This is a genomic window from Pseudomonas faucium (assembly GCF_021602585.1).
Taxonomy (GTDB): Bacteria; Pseudomonadota; Gammaproteobacteria; order Pseudomonadales; family Pseudomonadaceae; genus Aquipseudomonas; species Aquipseudomonas faucium.
The window spans coordinates 172,822-187,730 of the sequence record NZ_BQIP01000010.1; the positions used below are offsets into that span (position 1 = coordinate 172,822).

Below are 14,909 nucleotides of genomic sequence, written 5' to 3' on the forward strand. Positions count from 1 at the left end.
CTCGGGATGCACACTCGGGCCAGAGCAGCCAGCGACACACGCAGTGTCGCGGCCGAGCCACGCCATCGGCTCGGTCAGAGGTTTTGCTGCAGAAGGAGACGTTGAATGCCTTATCAATCCAATGAACATCTGTTCAATCACTTCAGGGACAGCGGCATCGACCTGAGCAAGGTCGACGAACAACTGCAACTGGTCGCACCCGACAGCCCCAACCTGCCACTGTACCGCGACATGATGCTGACCATCCTGCGCATGGCCCACGACGACAGTGACCGCTGGAGCGCCAAGATCACCCTGCAGGCGCTTCGCGAGCTGGACCATTCTTTCCGCGCTTTGCAGCGCTACAAGGGCCGGCGCAAGGTCACTGTGTTCGGCTCGGCGCGCACGCCGATCGAACACCCGATGTATGCGCTGGCGCGCGAGCTGGGGGCGACCCTGGCGCGCTCCGACCTGATGGTCATTACCGGTGCCGGCGGCGGCATCATGGCCGCCGCCCACGAAGGCGCCGGCAGCGAGCACAGCCTGGGCTTCAACATCACCCTGCCCTTCGAGCAGCATGCCAACCCGACGGTGGACGGTACCGACAAGCTGTTGCCGTTCCACTTCTTCTTCATTCGCAAGCTGTTCTTCGTCAAGGAAGCCGACGGGCTGGTGCTTTGCCCAGGCGGTTTCGGCACGCTCGACGAGGCACTGGAAGTGCTGACATTGATCCAGACCGGCAAGAGCCCGCTGGTACCGGTGGTGCTGCTGGACTCACCCGGCGGCACATTCTGGCGCGATTGCCTGGATTTCATCAGCCGCCAACTGCAGGAAAACCGCTACATCCTGCCCACCGACCTGAAGCTGCTGCGCCTGGTCTACAGTGCCGACGAAGCGGTGGAGGAGATCAACCAGTTCTACAGCAACTACCACTCCAGCCGCTGGCTGAAAAACCAGTTCGTGATTCGCATGCACCACCGGCTCAGCGACGCCGCGCTGTTCGAGATCCAGGAAGGTTTCGCCGATTTGCGCCTGAGCGGCAAGTATCACCAGCACGCAGACAGTGGCGCAGAGCATGAGACAGGTAATTACAACCACCTGACTCGCCTGACCTTTGCCTTCAATGGCCGCGACCAAGGCCGCCTGCGCGAGCTGGTGGATTTCATCAACCTGCCGGAGAACTGGGCAAAGCCACAGCCCATGCACACCACCCAGCGGGCGCGGGAGGCGTTGAAGGTCAGCTAGAAGGTTTCAGTCGTACAAGTCCCGGCCGCTGAGCAGGCGGCCGATCATGTCCATGGCAAACCCACGGTAAGCAAGAAACCGGGTCTGCTGGGCACGGCTGCGGGGGTCTTGTGGGCGCTGGCCCGCATATTTGCGCTGCCAGGCCTCCTGTAACCGCTCGGCCCAGTCCACACCACTGTCACGCAGTGCCTGGTCGATGTCGCCACGGTTCAGGCCACGCTGGCCGAGCTCCTCACGAATACGTGCGGGGCCATAGCCGGCATTGGAACGGTATCGGATGAAGCTTTCGAGATAGCGGGCTTCGCTAAGCAGCCCTTCTTCGGCAAGCCGATCGAGCTCAGGCTCGATCAGCTCATCCGAAGCGCCGCGCTGACGCAGTTTGCGCGTCAGCTCGACGCGACCATGCTCGCGGCGCGCGAGCAGGTCCATGGCGGTCCGCCGAATGGCGACGGGGGTGTCGAGTACGACGGCCATACCAGCAGCCTACAAACGCGGATCAATAACCGGTTTCGGCATCGGCCATGTCGTCGGCATCGGCTTCAGCAGCAGCGGTCTTGCCGGCAGCGGCAACAGCACCCGAGTTGAGCAGCTTCTCGCGGATCTGCTTCTCGATCTCGGTACCGATGGCCGGGTTTTCTTGCAGGTACTTGGCGGCGTTAGCCTTGCCCTGGCCGATCTTGTTGCCCTGGTAGCTGTACCAAGCACCGGACTTCTCCACCAGCCCTTGGGATACGCCCAGGTCGATGATTTCGCCGTTACGGTAGATACCCTTGCCGTAGAGAATCTGGAACTCGGCCTGACGGAACGGTGGCGAGACCTTGTTCTTGACGATCTTGACGCGGGTTTCGCTGCCCACCACTTCGTCGCCTTCCTTCACCGCGCCAGTACGGCGAATGTCCAGGCGCACCGAGGCGTAGAACTTCAGCGCGTTACCGCCGGTGGTGGTTTCCGGGCTACCGAACATCACACCGATCTTCATGCGGATCTGGTTGATGAAGATGACCAGGCAGTTGGCGTTCTTGATGTTACCGGTGATCTTGCGCAGCGCCTGGGACATAAGACGGGCCTGCAGGCCGACGTGCATGTCGCCCATCTCGCCTTCGATTTCGGCCTTGGGTACCAGGGCAGCCACGGAGTCGACGATGATCACGTCAACGGCGTTGGAACGCACCAGCATGTCGGTGATTTCCAGGGCCTGCTCACCGGTATCCGGCTGCGAGACCAGCAGGTCGTCGACGTTGACGCCCAGCTTGCCGGCGTATTCAGGGTCGAGGGCGTGCTCGGCGTCGACGAAGGCGCAGGTGGCGCCATTCTTCTGGGCCTCGGCGATGACCGACAGGGTCAGCGTGGTCTTACCCGACGATTCCGGGCCATAGATTTCGACGATACGGCCTTTTGGCAGGCCGCCGATGCCGAGGGCGATGTCCAGGCCCAGCGAGCCGGTCGAGATGGCCGGGATACCCTGGCGCTCGTGATCGCCCATGCGCATGACAGCGCCTTTGCCGAATTGGCGTTCGATCTGACCCAGGGCCGCAGCCAAGGCGCGCTTCTTGTTGTCGTCCATTGAAATCCTCACGTGTTCGACTTGGCCCTGATGGCCGGGAATACCTGTATAAGTAGCCAGTATTATTCCACAGGCAAGCGCTTGAGCAAACCCCTGTCGTCGAATTACTCGCCGCCGAGCTGTAACAAGCCGTCTAGCGCGGCGATCACCGTCTGTCGGCGCACGCTTTCGCGGTCGCCGTCGAAGTGGCGGCGCTCACTCGATACCCGTTCGCCATCAGCCCAGGCCAGCCATACGGTGCCCACCGGCTTGGCCGGCGAGCCGCCATCCGGCCCGGCGATGCCGCTGACGGCCACCGCAAAGCGTGCACCGCTGGCCGCCTGCGCACCGCGCGCCATGGCTTCGACCACTTCCTGGCTGACGGCGCCGACCTGGCTGAACAACGCCTCTGGCACGCCCAACTGGCGAGTCTTCTGGCTATTGGAATAGGTGACGTAGCCGGCCTCGAACCAGGCCGAGCTGCCGGGCACGCGGGTGATGGCTTCGGCGATGCCGCCGCCGGTGCAGGATTCGGCAGTGCTCACCTGGGCGTCGAAGCGGCGCAGGTGCTCGCCCAGGCGGGTGGAGAGAACGGTGATCGGGTCCATTGTGGGGCTCCTTGAGGATTGCGGGACACCGTAGCATTTGGTGAAGGGGCATGCCTTGAATTGTGTGGCGCCCTTGCGATCGAGCGCCCCAAGGCAAGCCCGGCAATCACTGCCGCAACGCCCGCACATAATCCTGGCAAGCCCGCAGCGCGATCAACCCCCGATCCCCTTCATCGGTGATGGCGATAATTCGTCGAGCATGCGCCGGCTCAAGCCAGGCGCGTACGGTTGCATGATCCACGCTGCCGGCGCCGGCGGCGGCAGGCACTGTGGTGCAGGCGGCGTCGCGCTCGACCAGGACCGACAGCCGCAGATCGGCAGTAGCAAGGCGATCACGCAGGCGTGCCTGAGACTGTTGCGCATCGGCAAGCTCCTTGGAATGACGGGTTTCACTCACCTGCAGGCGCTGCTCCAGCGCTTGGCGTTGCTCGCGCTCGGCAAACAGGCGCGCGGCCCAGGCATCGGCCTGGGCTTGCGCCTGTTGCGCCAGCTGCCGCCCATAGCGCCAGCCCTGCACCTGCCAGGCCAGCGCTACGCAAGACACCAGCAAAAATACCCCTAGCCCCTGTTGCAGCCGGCTCAACACAACACCTCACGCGCCCGCGCCCAGAGCACGAGGCGGTCTTCCAGCCCATTGAGCCCTCCATTGATATGACGGGTGATGCGGTTGAACTCGCCCCGGTCAGCCAGGGCATTGAGCCCGCGCGAGTGCCAGAACCACGCCGCCGACTCGCAGGCCCAACGCGGCTGTTCGAGCAGTTGCGGCTGTGCCAGCAAGCGCTCATCGCCGAACAGCGCACGGCTGCAGGCCTGGTAGTTGTTGCGCCCGGTGACCTGGATCAGCCCGCGCCCGCAATACAACTGGCCGTCGCCATCCGCCTGAGGGGTATTGCCCAGGCGCCGGGCCAGGCTGCCGGTGTCGTAGCGTGCCAGGTAACGGTCGCTGCCCAGCTCCCTGACGTAACGAAACTGGCCTGACTCATGGCCGACCTGGGCGATGAAAGCCGCCACACGCTTGGGATTGTCGATCTCCCAGCGTGGCAAGGTGACGTTCAAGGCTGTAAGAAAAACGCCCGCGACGGGGCGGGCGTTGGGCAGAATCTGTAGCAATTGCGCTTGTGTAAGCATGTCTGTCCTCCTTGGGTGAATCGCCCCTCAGGCCTTGGTCGCCGCCCCTCGGCGAGGCGCCGCGCCCTTGGCCTTCGATTTACCTGCCTTGCCGCCATTGCCCTGTACCGTGGTGCGCCAGCCCGAGCGGGTGAACACCTGCTCAACCGAGTCGACCTGATACTGCCCGTCCAGGCCATCGACAAACCCACGCAGGTCGATGCTGCGCTCGGCAAACAGGTCGGTGCGCCCAGGCAGATCGAGGCGCACGCTGGCGGTATCGCGATTGAAGCTGGCCAATCGTGCCCTGGCGGCCTGCTCGGCGGCCGCGCGGTTGGGGTACAGATGGCGATCGGTATGCACCGGCCGCGGCCCTTGCACGGCCTCCTCGTTGGCCAGCTCGACGGCCTTCGACTCGCCACTGGCCGGGTCTTGATGGCGGGTACGCACGGCCTGGCGCACCGCCTTGTCGTCCAGGCGAAAATGCCACTGGCTGACCTCGTCGCGGGCAATGCCGACCACCGCCAGCGGTTTGCCGCTGGCGCTCTGCCCGCCCTGGCGCGGCAGCACCAGCAGCTGGCCATTGGCAAGCTTGGCGGTGCAGTCGTACTGGCGGGCCAGGCGGGTGATGAAATTGAAATCCGATTCGTTGTACTGATCGACGCGCGGCACCTGGGCCAGCACCGGGCAGAGCGCTTGCCAGCCATTGCGCGCGCCAATCTCGGCAACGATGCGCTGCAGGGGCACGGCCTCCCAGCTGCCGCTGCGCACGGTCCTGCCACTGCCACGCAAGTCGCTGGCCTTGCCGCGAATCACCAGGGTATCGGGAGGGCCTGACAACTCGATTTCATCGACGGTGTAACGCCCCAGCCGGGTCAGCGGCTGGCCGGCGTAACCCAGGTGCACCTCGATCTGTGCGCCGCGGGCAGGCACTGCCACGCTGGCGTCGCGGGCATCGATGCGCAGCTCGAAATCATCCGACTCCATCCCTGGTTTGTCGGTAGTGCGCAGCAGCAACAGGCGGTCGTTGATCAGCGCAGTAATGTCCTGGCCATCGGCCTGGATGCGAAAGAGCGGTTGCATGGCATCAGTCCCAGAGCTGCACGACGTTGGCCGGCGCCAGCGCCAGGGTGGGCAGGCGGATGGTCACGCCGCTGCGAAACGGCTGGGCCTCGTCGGCCAACCCCTGGTTGGCGTGCAGCACGGCCTCGACGCTGCCATCGAGGTGCCCGTAATAGTGATGGCAGAGGGTATCGAGCACGTCGCCCTCAGACGTTTTGCAGGTCTTGTCCATAACTGACGAACTCCAGTGAGAAGCCTTGTTTGCGAGGGATGCCACCGGCCAGCAAGGCGCCCTGCTCTTCCTCGATGCTGGTCAAGCACCAGGTACCGAGCACTTCGCCGTAGCCTGTGGTCAAGGACAGCGGCAGAAGCTGGCGGCCGATGCCGCGCAGCGCCTGCAACTGGCCCAGCCCGGCCTTGAAGCCGGGGAAGATCGCGCCGCGGATGCTGATGGTTTCTTCGCCCAGGCCAACCGCCTGCTGCGCGCTCTCGCGGCCCAGGCGGTCCTGCCCGGCCCAGCGAAAGCGCGTTTGCCGGCGCAGCTGGTCGAAAGCAGCGGTGTCGAGGTTGAAGTAGTACGGCGCGGCATTGGCCTTCAGCGGCTGCAGCACCAGCAAGTGCGCGAAGGGTTTGATCGCCTCGGCCGCAGGGGTTGCATCGGGCGCGAAGCCAAAGGTGGTGAGCACGCCCTTGGCGACCGAGCGCACATCGCCGATCACCCGGCGAATGGCCGCGCCGGCCTTGCCCAGGTGTTCGGCGAAGGCGTCCACCCGCTCCTGCACCTTGCGCACCTCATCGACGGCGTGGTCGTACTTGGCAATCACCTTGTCGACGCGCTGCTTGGCCGAGTCGATGGCGCGCATCGTGCGTTGCAGGCGCTTGCCGATGGCCGGGCCGATCCATGGCAGGGCCTCGAGTTCGGCGGCTGCCTCCTTGGCATGGCCGACTGCCTGGGTCATCGGCTCGAGCATGGCATCGGCACGCTGGCGCCCCGCTTCGCCGGCCTTGACCAGGGCATGCAAGGCGCCCTGGAGTTGCTCCAGATAGGTCATTGAAAGCTCCTCAGGCGTAAATGGGATCGGAAAGCTGGGCAGCCGCCTTGCGACTGATCAGCTCTTGCAGCGTGCGTTGCACCATTGCCTCCAGCCGCTGCAGCAGCGCTGGATCATCCAAGCTGCCATTGAGCGTTACCGGCATGTTGGTATTGAAGGTGAAGTGCTGGTTGCTCGGCTGCGGCTCGCTGGCCTGGGAAGCGGCTGGGCTGCCCGGCTCTGGCAGTGCCGTTGCTGCCGGTGGCACCCGCATGGGCAGCGGACGATCGTCCTCTGCCGGCTCATCCGGCGCTTCACGTGAGGTGAGCCGAAGCAACGACACGGGCGCCAACGGCTGTTGCCTGGCTGGCTTGTGCTGCGCCGTGCCAGCGTGTGTCAGCAGTTGCCGGGTGATGCGCGTACCGACCTGGCCATCGACAAACTCCGCCTTGGGCTTGGCGGTGAGCGAGTGCTTGAGCGGGTCCAGCAATGACACCTGCGGCAAAGCACGCCGAACCCACTGCTGCTGCCTCGCCAGCTCAGGCGATGACAACAGCTGCCTGCCGGTTTGCGCCCCAATCTGAAGGTCGAAAAAGGGTTGCGTCGGAATTCGCGTGGCGGACTGTTTGCCGGGGTCGAGGAGGGAAACAGCAGGCAAAGGAGCCGTTGCAGCGGGCGGGCGCTCGTCACCGGCAAGTTTGCGTGCAATCCATCCTCCAAGCCTGGTGCCGCCCTCGTCACCCAACGCCCCGCCAACCGTCACGCTGACGGGAGCGACGGGAGGAATGTATCGGCCAACAACACCACCCGTGATCGAGCCGACCAGCCCGCCTACGGCGCCGCCATAACCTTCCCAAGCCTCCTGGGCTGTCTTGGCAGTGGCATAGGTATGTACCGCTTTCAAGGCCGACTCCAGCAAGGCATTTTTCCCCTCGGCCTTGATGACTTCGCCCACCGTCTTCCAAGGCGGCGGGCGCTTGCCGATGTCCGTGGGTGACGACCCTGCATCTGCCCCGAGAGGATAAGGTTCATTGGCGGCCGGGCTGTCTTTGCCAAACCAGCCCTTCAGCCTGTTCCAACCCGACCCTGAAGTCTGTTTACCCACGTCATGAATGCGCGCAGCCGCGCCAATGCTGCCACCCACCAACAGATCCTGCCCGAGCAAGGGCGCCGAGGTTTCAGTGCCCTCCTGGGGCGCATTACCCTCGCTGGGTGCACTCGTCTCGGGATCGGGCGCCAGGCGTTTACCGAGCGCCGCCCCTGCCTTGTCGCCGTAAAAGCCGCCCACCACCTTCCCGTAGTCGACATGCTTGCCGGTGTACTTGCTCAAGGCCGCGCCAAGCGCACTGCCGGCCAGGCCTCCCACTGCACCTCCCAGCCCCTCTCCCCATTCCTGGGCAGTTGAAGCCTTCGCGGCAGTTGTCCCCACCTTGATCAGTGCATCGAGCCTCCCTTCTCGCGCTGCCGCCCTTGCGGCGCCGAACGCTTGCGCGCCGCGCTGCCTGGCACCGTGGCCCGGCTCGGTCGAAGGCGTGGCATCAGCGCCCAGCGGGTAATCACCCTGCTCCACTGGCGCAGCTCGGCCCTTGCTCGCGGCCATTGCCAAAAACCTTCCAGCAACAGGGCCTGACTGGGCCTGCCCCTGGATATCACCAGGCGTTTCATCGACAGGCTCGGCCACAGGCACGTAGGCCGATTCGTGTTCTGTAGACTGAGGCGATCCTTGCCTCAGCGATTGCACCACGCGCCCCAGTATGCGGTTCTGATGATTGAATACCTGGGCAAGATCGACCCGATCACGTTCAGGGTCGGAGCGTGGCTGTTGCGCCGCATCCGTTGCCGCTGATCTGCTCGCCATCCTTTTCTCCCTTCACTCTGTGAGCCACCAGACCATGTCGCTGAACGACATGGCCATGATTTCGCTCGCGGAAAAGTTCAGCTCCTTGGCCAGCCGCCGGGCGGCGGCCTTCTGCCGGGCCGGGTCAAAGTTCGTCGTCCTGCACCAGGCGAAAATAGCCGTTTTGCAGGCGGCCATAATCCTTCAGGGCCAGGCCTTCGAGGTCCTTGATGCCAACTTCGGCCAAGGAGGCGAACAGGTTCAACTCACGCTGTTCGTCATCGCCCACGCCACCGGCCTGGGCGTTGCGGATATCGCGCACGGTCGGCGCCCGCAGCGACAGGCTGTCGACCTGCACGCCATTGGCTTCGCTTGGGCGCGACAGGCGCACGGTGACGCGCTCGGCGCTCAGGGTGAGCCACTGCGGCTGCTTTTTCGCTTGAGCCATGTCGCCTCCTTACAAGCCGAGCGCGGCGCGCTGAGCGGCCAGTTGGTCGACGCCATCGATGACCCGCTTCATGCCCAGGGCATCGATCTCGTAGACCAGTCGGCCGTCGACTTCGAGCTTGTAGTAGGTCAGGCCGACACTGTGCTTGATCTCAGCCTTGTCGCCGGACTTCCAGTCACCCATGTCGATGTCCTTCAAGGTGCCACGCAGGGTGACCACCACCGGGGTGATTTTGCCCTTGAGGCCTTTGAAGGCACCGCGGAAGGTGCCGTTGAAACCGCTGCCATCGGCCAGGCCGAAGAACTTCAGCGCTTCGCGGCGCACGCCGCTGGTGGTGAAGGCGGCTTCTTGCTTTTCCATGCCCAGGTCCATTTCGACCGGCATGTCCATGCCGCCGGGGCGGTGCTCTTCCATTTTCAGGGTGAGTTTGGGCAGGGTCAGGCTGGGGACATCGCCCTGGAAGCTGACGCCATCGACGAACAGGTTCAGGTTGGCCAGGGTTTCGGGAATCATTGCCATGTAAATGCGCTCCTTAAGCGGCGGAATCGAGAACTTCGGTCAGCCACTGGTTGGTGACTTCAACGCGGAAATTGGGGTTTTCGGCAGGCGGCACGTCGGTGAAGCGGATGTTCCAGTACACCTTGCCCTGCTCCAGCTGGCTGGCGGTGTTCAGCTCCGGGTCGGCGAAGACTTCGAAGTTGATGATCGCGCCCTGGTTCTTCAGGTCGCGCATGAAGGCCTGCAGGCCTTCGGTCACGTCCTTGACGTAGGTGGCGGTGATGGAGCGATCGACTGCCCATTTGTGGCCATAGAGGATCGCGTCCATGACGATGTCCAGGGTGCGCACGCGGGTGACGAAGGCCCACTTCGGGTCGCTGGACAAGGTACGGTTGCCCCACAGGCGGAAGCCATCGTCGCGGATGATGGTGGCGATGTTGGCGTTGTTCAGCAGGTTGGCGCGGCAGCTGTCGTCGCCATCGAGGAACTCCACCGGGCGGCTGGTGCCGGTGATGCCGACGAACTCCTTGTTCGAAGGCGAAGCCCAGAAGCCGTATTCGCGGTCGGTCCAGGCGAACAGGCCGGCCACCCAGGCCGAGCCGGGGGCCTCGACGGTGGTCTCCTCGCCGTTGTCCCAGTACTGCACGCCCGGGTCGACCAGGAAGGCGCGCTTGGCACCGAAGTTCTCGGCATAGGCGATGGCCGCCTCGTCGGTGCTGTTGGGGCCGTCGATGATGGCGATGCCGCGCAGCTTGTCGGCCAGGGCGACCAGAGCGGTGCCGACGGCCTGGGTGGCACTGTGCCGTGGTGCGACCAGCAGGCGGGGCTGGGCGTTGAAACGGCTCTTGCCGTCGAGCAGCGCCTGCAGACCGGTGCGTTTGCCGTCGGCCTGCACCGCGCCGATGATGGCTGCGGTCTGTTCGGCGGCGTCTTCGAGCTTGGCCACGCCGCAGGCGACGATGACTGCCTTGGCACGGGTGTAGATGGCGCGGCAGGCCTTGGTGATGGCCGCGTTCTCGCCGAAGGCGGCGACGGCTTCACGTTCGCTGGTGATCAGCACCGGGACGTTGGCCTTGGCGGTGGCGCCTGCGCCTTCGGTGAAGGTGTCGACCAGGCCGATGATCGAGGAAGATGGCAGCGCGATGCTGCGGGCGCCGGTGTCGACGTTGGTGACGGTGACGCCGTGGAAGAATCCACTCATGTAGGTTTACTCCAGGTTCAGTTGTGAAAAGGCCCTGCGCGAGCAGGGCCTTGATAGGTTTATCGAGCAAAAAAAGGCCCCGACAGGTCGGGGCTCATTGAGTTTCACGGGATAGCCACAGCGGGGGCTCTGGCCTGGCCGAACGATCAGGGAAGTTCGTCGAAGATGGCCAATCGCGAAGGGCCTGCCGATAACTCAGCAGCTCTGAATACTGTGCGGAAGACAAGGTATTGGTCGCATCCATTGCCAGTTCATCCCGATGCCGCATGACCAGCCACTCACTGGATTGCAATTGAAGATCACGCCATGTACGCATTGCATACACCTGATCTTCCTGAGCTTGATCCAAAGGCGGAGTGAACTTGCCATTCTGAACGCGCCAACCTGGCTTGATTTCAGGCGAACACTCGCGCCAGACAATATCGGGGTGATACCGATGACGGGGATCGAGATCGGTAACTTCCGTTACCTGGTCACTTATAACTTGAGCCCACATATCAATTCTCTTCAGTAGGTAATAAATACGCAGCCATCCGCACCTGCCTGCGATCGGGTAATTGTCCGGCCTGCTCCTCCCATGCCCGGCTGAGTCGGCGTCGATATGTCAGAAGCCGCATAGATCGACTCACCTCCGCCACCAGGCCCTCCCCATGCGCCGGAGTTGTTGGCATTGCGCACAGGTGGTGAGCCATTGCCAAGCGACGCATTGAAATCTCCGCCAACGCCTGTTCCGCCCCCCGCTCCATTGAAGAGTGCACCTCCTTCACCCGCCGTTGCCGAACAGAACTCGCCAAATGAGGATGTCCCGCCCCGGACCCCCGCAGTGTTTAAAATATCTATGGCTCTCCCGCCGGCACCGACGGTTACGGCGATACTGGCTCCAGGGGTAACGAGGCAGACTCGACTGCAAATACCGCCACCGCCACCACCGCCGGCCCCCGTCTCGACCGATCCGAAAGCACCACTGCCACCCCCTCCGCGAACCTCAACGAGTACTCGGCTTACATTTGCAGGAACCTGCCACTGGTAGACGCCCGCTTTAGTAAACAGGGCGCGCCCTCGCAAAGGAAACTGGGCGTGAGCCACACTGGTCGCACCGCCCGCAACAACCCCATAAATGCCGTCGTCTAGACAGATGAGGATCAGTGGTGGATCAAGATAGGTAACGGCCAGTGAGGCATATGAAGTTGAACCGACTGCGATGTACCCATTTCCGCTACGGGGAGCATTTACTGTAATAGTCCCGAGCCCGGAGCCTACCGATAAAATGAAAACCGTCCCCTTCGGGATACTCGAAGCGGCAAGATTTACTGTGCCGGACCACGTGCCCGTGCCACTCATGGTGGTGTACTTGCCGGCATGTATCAGACCGAGCGTTTGCCCATCTGACAAACCGGCGGTTGCCATTGGAAAATTGAGGCCCAATTGCCTTACGAATTCCGTAGTCGCTAATTGAGTACTGTTGTCTTCCCGTATAGCCGTTGGCGCTCTGGGGATCCCGGTAAGGGTTGGGCTGACAACGTTCGCTTTAAGATTGAGCGATGTATTGACTTGGGCGGATGTCAAAACATCCGTCAGGCCATAGCCAGCAACTGTAGTTGGGTTACTGGCAGCAACGACTCGGCCATACTTGTCGACCGTGACACTGCGATACGTTCCCGCCGCGATGCCGCTACGCCCAAAGGCCATCTCGTAAAGCTGGGCGCTGACACCTAACGCAATAGGTCCATCACTGACCAATTGCCAGGCGCTATCGCCATTGACCGCTCCTTTCTCAACCAGCACCAGCAACCCTGGCGATACCTTGGCGTCGGTATCGGCATCGCTGGTACGGTTCCATGCACCTGCGGCCACCTGATAGATACCATTGTCCCTGGCCAGCGTCTGGTTCTTCACCAGCACCCGTGCTCCAGCCGAAAGCGCAATGCCATCCACCGCCTGCAGCCCGGTCAAAGCGATGTTCGCGGTAGTAGCAACTTGCACCGAATGCTTGAAATCCTGCCTGGCCAGCTCTTCGGTCACCCACTCCCGAGTCGCCAGCACCACCGCCGGGTCAATCTTCAACTGCACATTGCTGGCACTGCTGACCACCAGGTTCATCCGCACCACCTGGGTACGCCCCGAGCCCTGGCTGAGCAGCGGTTTGTAAGTCGGCGCACAGTTGGCCACGGCCACCATGTCGCCATCGGCGTCATACAGCGCGATCTCGCGAATCCACTTGCCACCGACATCGGCCGGAATGACCTGCTCGGCGATGATGATCGCGCTGTTCTTGTCATCCACCTTCAGCTGATTCAACGGCGCGCGGCGCCATTCGTTGAGCAGGCTGGTCTGGGTGGCATTGGGCGTGGGGTCGGTGCCGTTGGCATCGCCTACGCCCATCTGGGTGATTTTCCATGCGATGCCCAAGGCATCCGCGTTGGCTTGTTTCGCCGCGCCCACGTTGGTGAGGATGGCGTAGAACTGAGAAGTCTGGTCAACCATGTGCAATGTCCAAGGTATCGATTGTATGTTCGCGGCCGCCCCGGCCTATGGCACCGCTGACGTCGATGTCACGGGGCGCCAGCGGGTAGATGTCCAGTTCGTCGCCGTCCTGGATCGCGCAGCCGACCTGTAGGGCGCCACGGCTTTCGAGGCTGATCACCAGGCCTGTCAGGTGGCGGCTGACCGGGCGGGCGTCGTCGATCAGCGATGACAGTTCCTGGTAGGTGCTTTCGCTGATGCCCGCGTCGGAAACGCCGATCTTCAAGGCGAAGGTGCCGGCCGCCGCGGGAGGTGTGGCCTGCCACCACTCCTGCACCTCGATCAGGTAGCCAAAGGGCTCCACCACCCGCCGCAGGGCGCCGAGGGTGCCCTTGTGGGCGTGCACGAAGAACGTCGAGCGGATCACCGAGCGCTTGATCTCGTCGCTCCAGCTGTCCTCCCAGCGGTCCACCGACCAGGCCCAGGCCAGGTGATAAAGAAGGTGCGCGGGGCAGCTGTCCGGGTTGTAGAGCAAGCGCAGGTTGACCTTGAGGTCTTCGTCGCACGCGCTTTCGATGGCGCGTTCCAGGGGGGTGCGGTTGAGCGGCAATAGACTGCGCATGGCGTCAGCCCCCCCGCGTCAAGGTGAAACCGCTGCACCAGGCCGCCTGGGCCTTGCTCGGGCGGATGTCGGCCCAGTCGTTCAGCTCGACCCGGCTGACGCCGTCGATGTGCAACTGCGCGTCGATACCCGAACGCGCCACCTCCACGCCCAGGCGGCGTCGCGGGTTGATCCAGGCCGCCAGGCGCCGCTGGCACTCGGCAAGAATGGCCTCGTACTCGGGGCCGCTGTCAGCCAGGTGCAGCACGGCATCGATGCGATAGGCCAGCACCTCGGCGCTGCGCACATTGACCCGGTCGGCGACCGGGCGGATATCGTCGTCATTGAGGTAGGCCGCCACCTGCGCCAGCAGCGCGGCACTGGCCTTGCCATCGCCCTCCAGGCCCAGCACGGTCACATCCACCACCGCCGGCGACGGGCTTTCGGCGGTGGCGTCAGCCACCTGCCCCGATGCGTTGCGGGCGTGCAGGATGTAACTGTTGCGCGGGCCGGCAGTGGTCAGGCCTTCGTAGACCAGCTGCACCCGCTCACGCAGGGCGTCGTCGGCTTCCAGCAGCGCCACGACGGGCGGCACCGCGTTCAGGTCCTGCGCCTGAATCACCAGGCGCTGCAGGCTGACGTTGGCCGCCAATTGGTCCAGGTCGCTGCCCTGGGCGTAGGCCAGCAGCAGGGCCTTGGCGGCATCGTTGATGCGCGCGCGGTTGAGCAGCTTGCGGTAGGCGCCGACCTCGAGCAGCTTGGTCACCGGGTCGCTTTCCAGGTTGGCGGTCCAGCCCTCCCCCAGGTACTCGCGGAAGGTGTCCAGGTCGGCTTGATAGAGCGCTTCGAAATCCAGGTCTTCAAGCAGTTGGGGCGCCGGCAGTTTCGAGAGGTCGACCTGGCTCATACGCTCACCTCCAGCAAGGCTTCGTCGCCCAGGTAGCGGCCGGTCAGCGCCAGGCTGACCTGGCCGTCGAGCACTGCGACCACCTTCACCCGCTCAAGCTGCAGGCGTGGCTCCCAGCGCCCGAGTGCGCGGGCCACTTCGGCCTGCACGGCGCTCTTCCAGCCGTCGTTGACCGGCAGGTCGACGAAGCGCCGCAGCTGGCTGCCGTAGTCCGGGCGCATGCGGCGGCTGCCCAGCGGTGTAGCGAGGATGTCTTCGATCGACTGGCGCAGGTGGCCGATGCCGGCCAGTGGCTGGCCAGTGCGGCGGTCCAGGCCGATCATGGCGCACCTCCCGTGGCGGCGCCCGGTTGATGGGTTTGCATGGCATTCTCCAGGGA

At 63.9% G+C, this 14,909-nt stretch carries 18 protein-coding genes; 1 reads left to right on the plus strand and 17 read right to left on the minus strand.

Annotated features, from left to right (window positions below; all coding sequences use genetic code 11):
• Window positions 1-105 precede the first annotated feature (105 nt).
• Complete coding sequence (locus L6D75_RS14355) at window positions 106-1,224, plus strand: LOG family protein (RefSeq protein ID WP_176511567.1); 1,119 nt, start codon at window positions 106-108, stop codon at window positions 1,222-1,224.
• 6 nt (window positions 1,225-1,230) lie between these two features.
• Here L6D75_RS14355 and recX read toward each other — a convergent pair whose 3' ends face one another.
• The 17 genes from recX to L6D75_RS14440 all read right to left on the minus strand — a co-directional run bounded on the left by recX (window position 1,231) and on the right by L6D75_RS14440 (window position 14,853).
• Window positions 1,231-1,698, minus strand: a complete 468-nt coding sequence (gene recX / locus L6D75_RS14360) for a recombination regulator RecX (RefSeq protein WP_176511566.1) — start codon at window positions 1,696-1,698, stop codon at window positions 1,231-1,233.
• Between the two features lie 22 nt (window positions 1,699-1,720).
• Entirely contained in the window at window positions 1,721-2,788 is a 1,068-nt protein-coding gene (recA, locus tag L6D75_RS14365) for a recombinase RecA (RefSeq protein WP_176511565.1), read from the minus strand.
• Between the two features lie 104 nt (window positions 2,789-2,892).
• Entirely contained in the window at window positions 2,893-3,375 is a 483-nt protein-coding gene (locus L6D75_RS14370) for a CinA family protein (RefSeq protein ID WP_176511564.1), read from the minus strand.
• 106 nt (window positions 3,376-3,481) lie between these two features.
• Complete coding sequence (locus tag L6D75_RS14375) at window positions 3,482-3,958, minus strand: lysis system i-spanin subunit Rz (RefSeq protein ID WP_176511563.1); 477 nt, start codon at window positions 3,956-3,958, stop codon at window positions 3,482-3,484.
• Complete coding sequence (locus L6D75_RS14380) at window positions 3,955-4,503, minus strand: glycoside hydrolase family 19 protein (protein ID WP_176511562.1); 549 nt, start codon at window positions 4,501-4,503, stop codon at window positions 3,955-3,957. Before L6D75_RS14380 ends, L6D75_RS14375 begins: the two co-directional genes overlap by 4 nt.
• Before the next feature lie 27 nt (window positions 4,504-4,530).
• Entirely contained in the window at window positions 4,531-5,565 is a 1,035-nt protein-coding gene (locus L6D75_RS14385) for a phage late control D family protein (protein ID WP_176511561.1), read from the minus strand.
• 4 nt (window positions 5,566-5,569) lie between these two features.
• Entirely contained in the window at window positions 5,570-5,776 is a 207-nt protein-coding gene (locus L6D75_RS14390) for a tail protein X (RefSeq protein ID WP_176511560.1), read from the minus strand.
• Window positions 5,751-6,596, minus strand: a complete 846-nt coding sequence (locus L6D75_RS14395) for a phage tail protein (RefSeq protein ID WP_176511559.1) — start codon at window positions 6,594-6,596, stop codon at window positions 5,751-5,753. Before L6D75_RS14395 ends, L6D75_RS14390 begins: the two co-directional genes overlap by 26 nt.
• Before the next feature lie 10 nt (window positions 6,597-6,606).
• The gene (locus tag L6D75_RS14400; RefSeq protein WP_176511558.1) at window positions 6,607-8,433 is read right to left on the minus strand and encodes a hypothetical protein; all 1,827 of its coding nucleotides are present in this window, start codon (window positions 8,431-8,433) and stop codon (window positions 6,607-6,609) included.
• 124 nt (window positions 8,434-8,557) lie between these two features.
• Complete coding sequence (locus L6D75_RS14405; RefSeq protein ID WP_176511557.1) at window positions 8,558-8,860, minus strand: phage tail assembly protein; 303 nt, start codon at window positions 8,858-8,860, stop codon at window positions 8,558-8,560.
• 9 nt (window positions 8,861-8,869) lie between these two features.
• Window positions 8,870-9,379 (minus strand): phage major tail tube protein, encoded by a 510-nt coding sequence (locus L6D75_RS14410; protein ID WP_176511556.1) that lies wholly within the window; start codon window positions 9,377-9,379, stop codon window positions 8,870-8,872.
• Between the two features lie 13 nt (window positions 9,380-9,392).
• Window positions 9,393-10,559: a phage tail sheath subtilisin-like domain-containing protein gene (locus L6D75_RS14415; protein ID WP_236193626.1), complete on the minus strand. Its 1,167-nt coding sequence runs from the start codon at window positions 10,557-10,559 to the stop codon at window positions 9,393-9,395.
• A gap of 94 nt (window positions 10,560-10,653) precedes the next feature.
• Window positions 10,654-11,055 (minus strand): phage tail assembly chaperone, encoded by a 402-nt coding sequence (locus L6D75_RS14420; RefSeq protein ID WP_176511554.1) that lies wholly within the window; start codon window positions 11,053-11,055, stop codon window positions 10,654-10,656.
• Window positions 11,056-11,066: 11 nt separating this feature from the next.
• The gene (locus tag L6D75_RS14425; protein WP_176511553.1) at window positions 11,067-13,043 is read right to left on the minus strand and encodes a phage tail protein; all 1,977 of its coding nucleotides are present in this window, start codon (window positions 13,041-13,043) and stop codon (window positions 11,067-11,069) included.
• On the minus strand, window positions 13,036-13,644 hold the full coding sequence (locus L6D75_RS14430; protein ID WP_176511552.1) for a phage tail protein I: 609 nt from the start codon (window positions 13,642-13,644) through the stop codon (window positions 13,036-13,038). Before L6D75_RS14430 ends, L6D75_RS14425 begins: the two co-directional genes overlap by 8 nt.
• A gap of 4 nt (window positions 13,645-13,648) precedes the next feature.
• Entirely contained in the window at window positions 13,649-14,530 is an 882-nt protein-coding gene (locus tag L6D75_RS14435) for a baseplate assembly protein (RefSeq protein WP_176511551.1), read from the minus strand.
• Entirely contained in the window at window positions 14,527-14,853 is a 327-nt protein-coding gene (locus L6D75_RS14440) for a GPW/gp25 family protein (RefSeq protein ID WP_176511550.1), read from the minus strand. The genes L6D75_RS14435 and L6D75_RS14440 overlap by 4 nt, the downstream gene beginning before the upstream one ends.
• Between the last annotated feature and the right edge of the window lie 56 nt (window positions 14,854-14,909).

Coding starts and splice junctions, on each gene's coding strand:
- L6D75_RS14380 (WP_176511562.1), bottom strand. CDS start 4,503: ATGCTTACACAAGCGCAATTGCTACAGATTCTGCCCAACGCCCGCCCC.
- L6D75_RS14415 (WP_236193626.1), bottom strand. CDS start 10,559: ATGAGTGGATTCTTCCACGGCGTCACCGTCACCAACGTCGACACCGGC.
- L6D75_RS14430 (WP_176511552.1), bottom strand. CDS start 13,644: ATGCGCAGTCTATTGCCGCTCAACCGCACCCCCCTGGAACGCGCCATC.
- L6D75_RS14390 (WP_176511560.1), bottom strand. CDS start 5,776: ATGGACAAGACCTGCAAAACGTCTGAGGGCGACGTGCTCGATACCCTC.
- L6D75_RS14420 (WP_176511554.1), bottom strand. CDS start 11,055: ATGTGGGCTCAAGTTATAAGTGACCAGGTAACGGAAGTTACCGATCTC.
- L6D75_RS14395 (WP_176511559.1), bottom strand. CDS start 6,596: ATGACCTATCTGGAGCAACTCCAGGGCGCCTTGCATGCCCTGGTCAAG.
- L6D75_RS14435 (WP_176511551.1), bottom strand. CDS start 14,530: ATGAGCCAGGTCGACCTCTCGAAACTGCCGGCGCCCCAACTGCTTGAA.
- L6D75_RS14355 (WP_176511567.1), top strand. CDS start 106: ATGCCTTATCAATCCAATGAACATCTGTTCAATCACTTCAGGGACAGC.
- L6D75_RS14410 (WP_176511556.1), bottom strand. CDS start 9,379: ATGGCAATGATTCCCGAAACCCTGGCCAACCTGAACCTGTTCGTCGAT.
- L6D75_RS14370 (WP_176511564.1), bottom strand. CDS start 3,375: ATGGACCCGATCACCGTTCTCTCCACCCGCCTGGGCGAGCACCTGCGC.
- L6D75_RS14385 (WP_176511561.1), bottom strand. CDS start 5,565: ATGCAACCGCTCTTTCGCATCCAGGCCGATGGCCAGGACATTACTGCG.
- L6D75_RS14440 (WP_176511550.1), bottom strand. CDS start 14,853: ATGATCGGCCTGGACCGCCGCACTGGCCAGCCACTGGCCGGCATCGGC.
- recA (WP_176511565.1), bottom strand. CDS start 2,788: ATGGACGACAACAAGAAGCGCGCCTTGGCTGCGGCCCTGGGTCAGATC.
- recX (WP_176511566.1), bottom strand. CDS start 1,698: ATGGCCGTCGTACTCGACACCCCCGTCGCCATTCGGCGGACCGCCATG.
- L6D75_RS14405 (WP_176511557.1), bottom strand. CDS start 8,860: ATGGCTCAAGCGAAAAAGCAGCCGCAGTGGCTCACCCTGAGCGCCGAG.
- L6D75_RS14425 (WP_176511553.1), bottom strand. CDS start 13,043: ATGGTTGACCAGACTTCTCAGTTCTACGCCATCCTCACCAACGTGGGC.
- L6D75_RS14400 (WP_176511558.1), bottom strand. CDS start 8,433: ATGGCGAGCAGATCAGCGGCAACGGATGCGGCGCAACAGCCACGCTCC.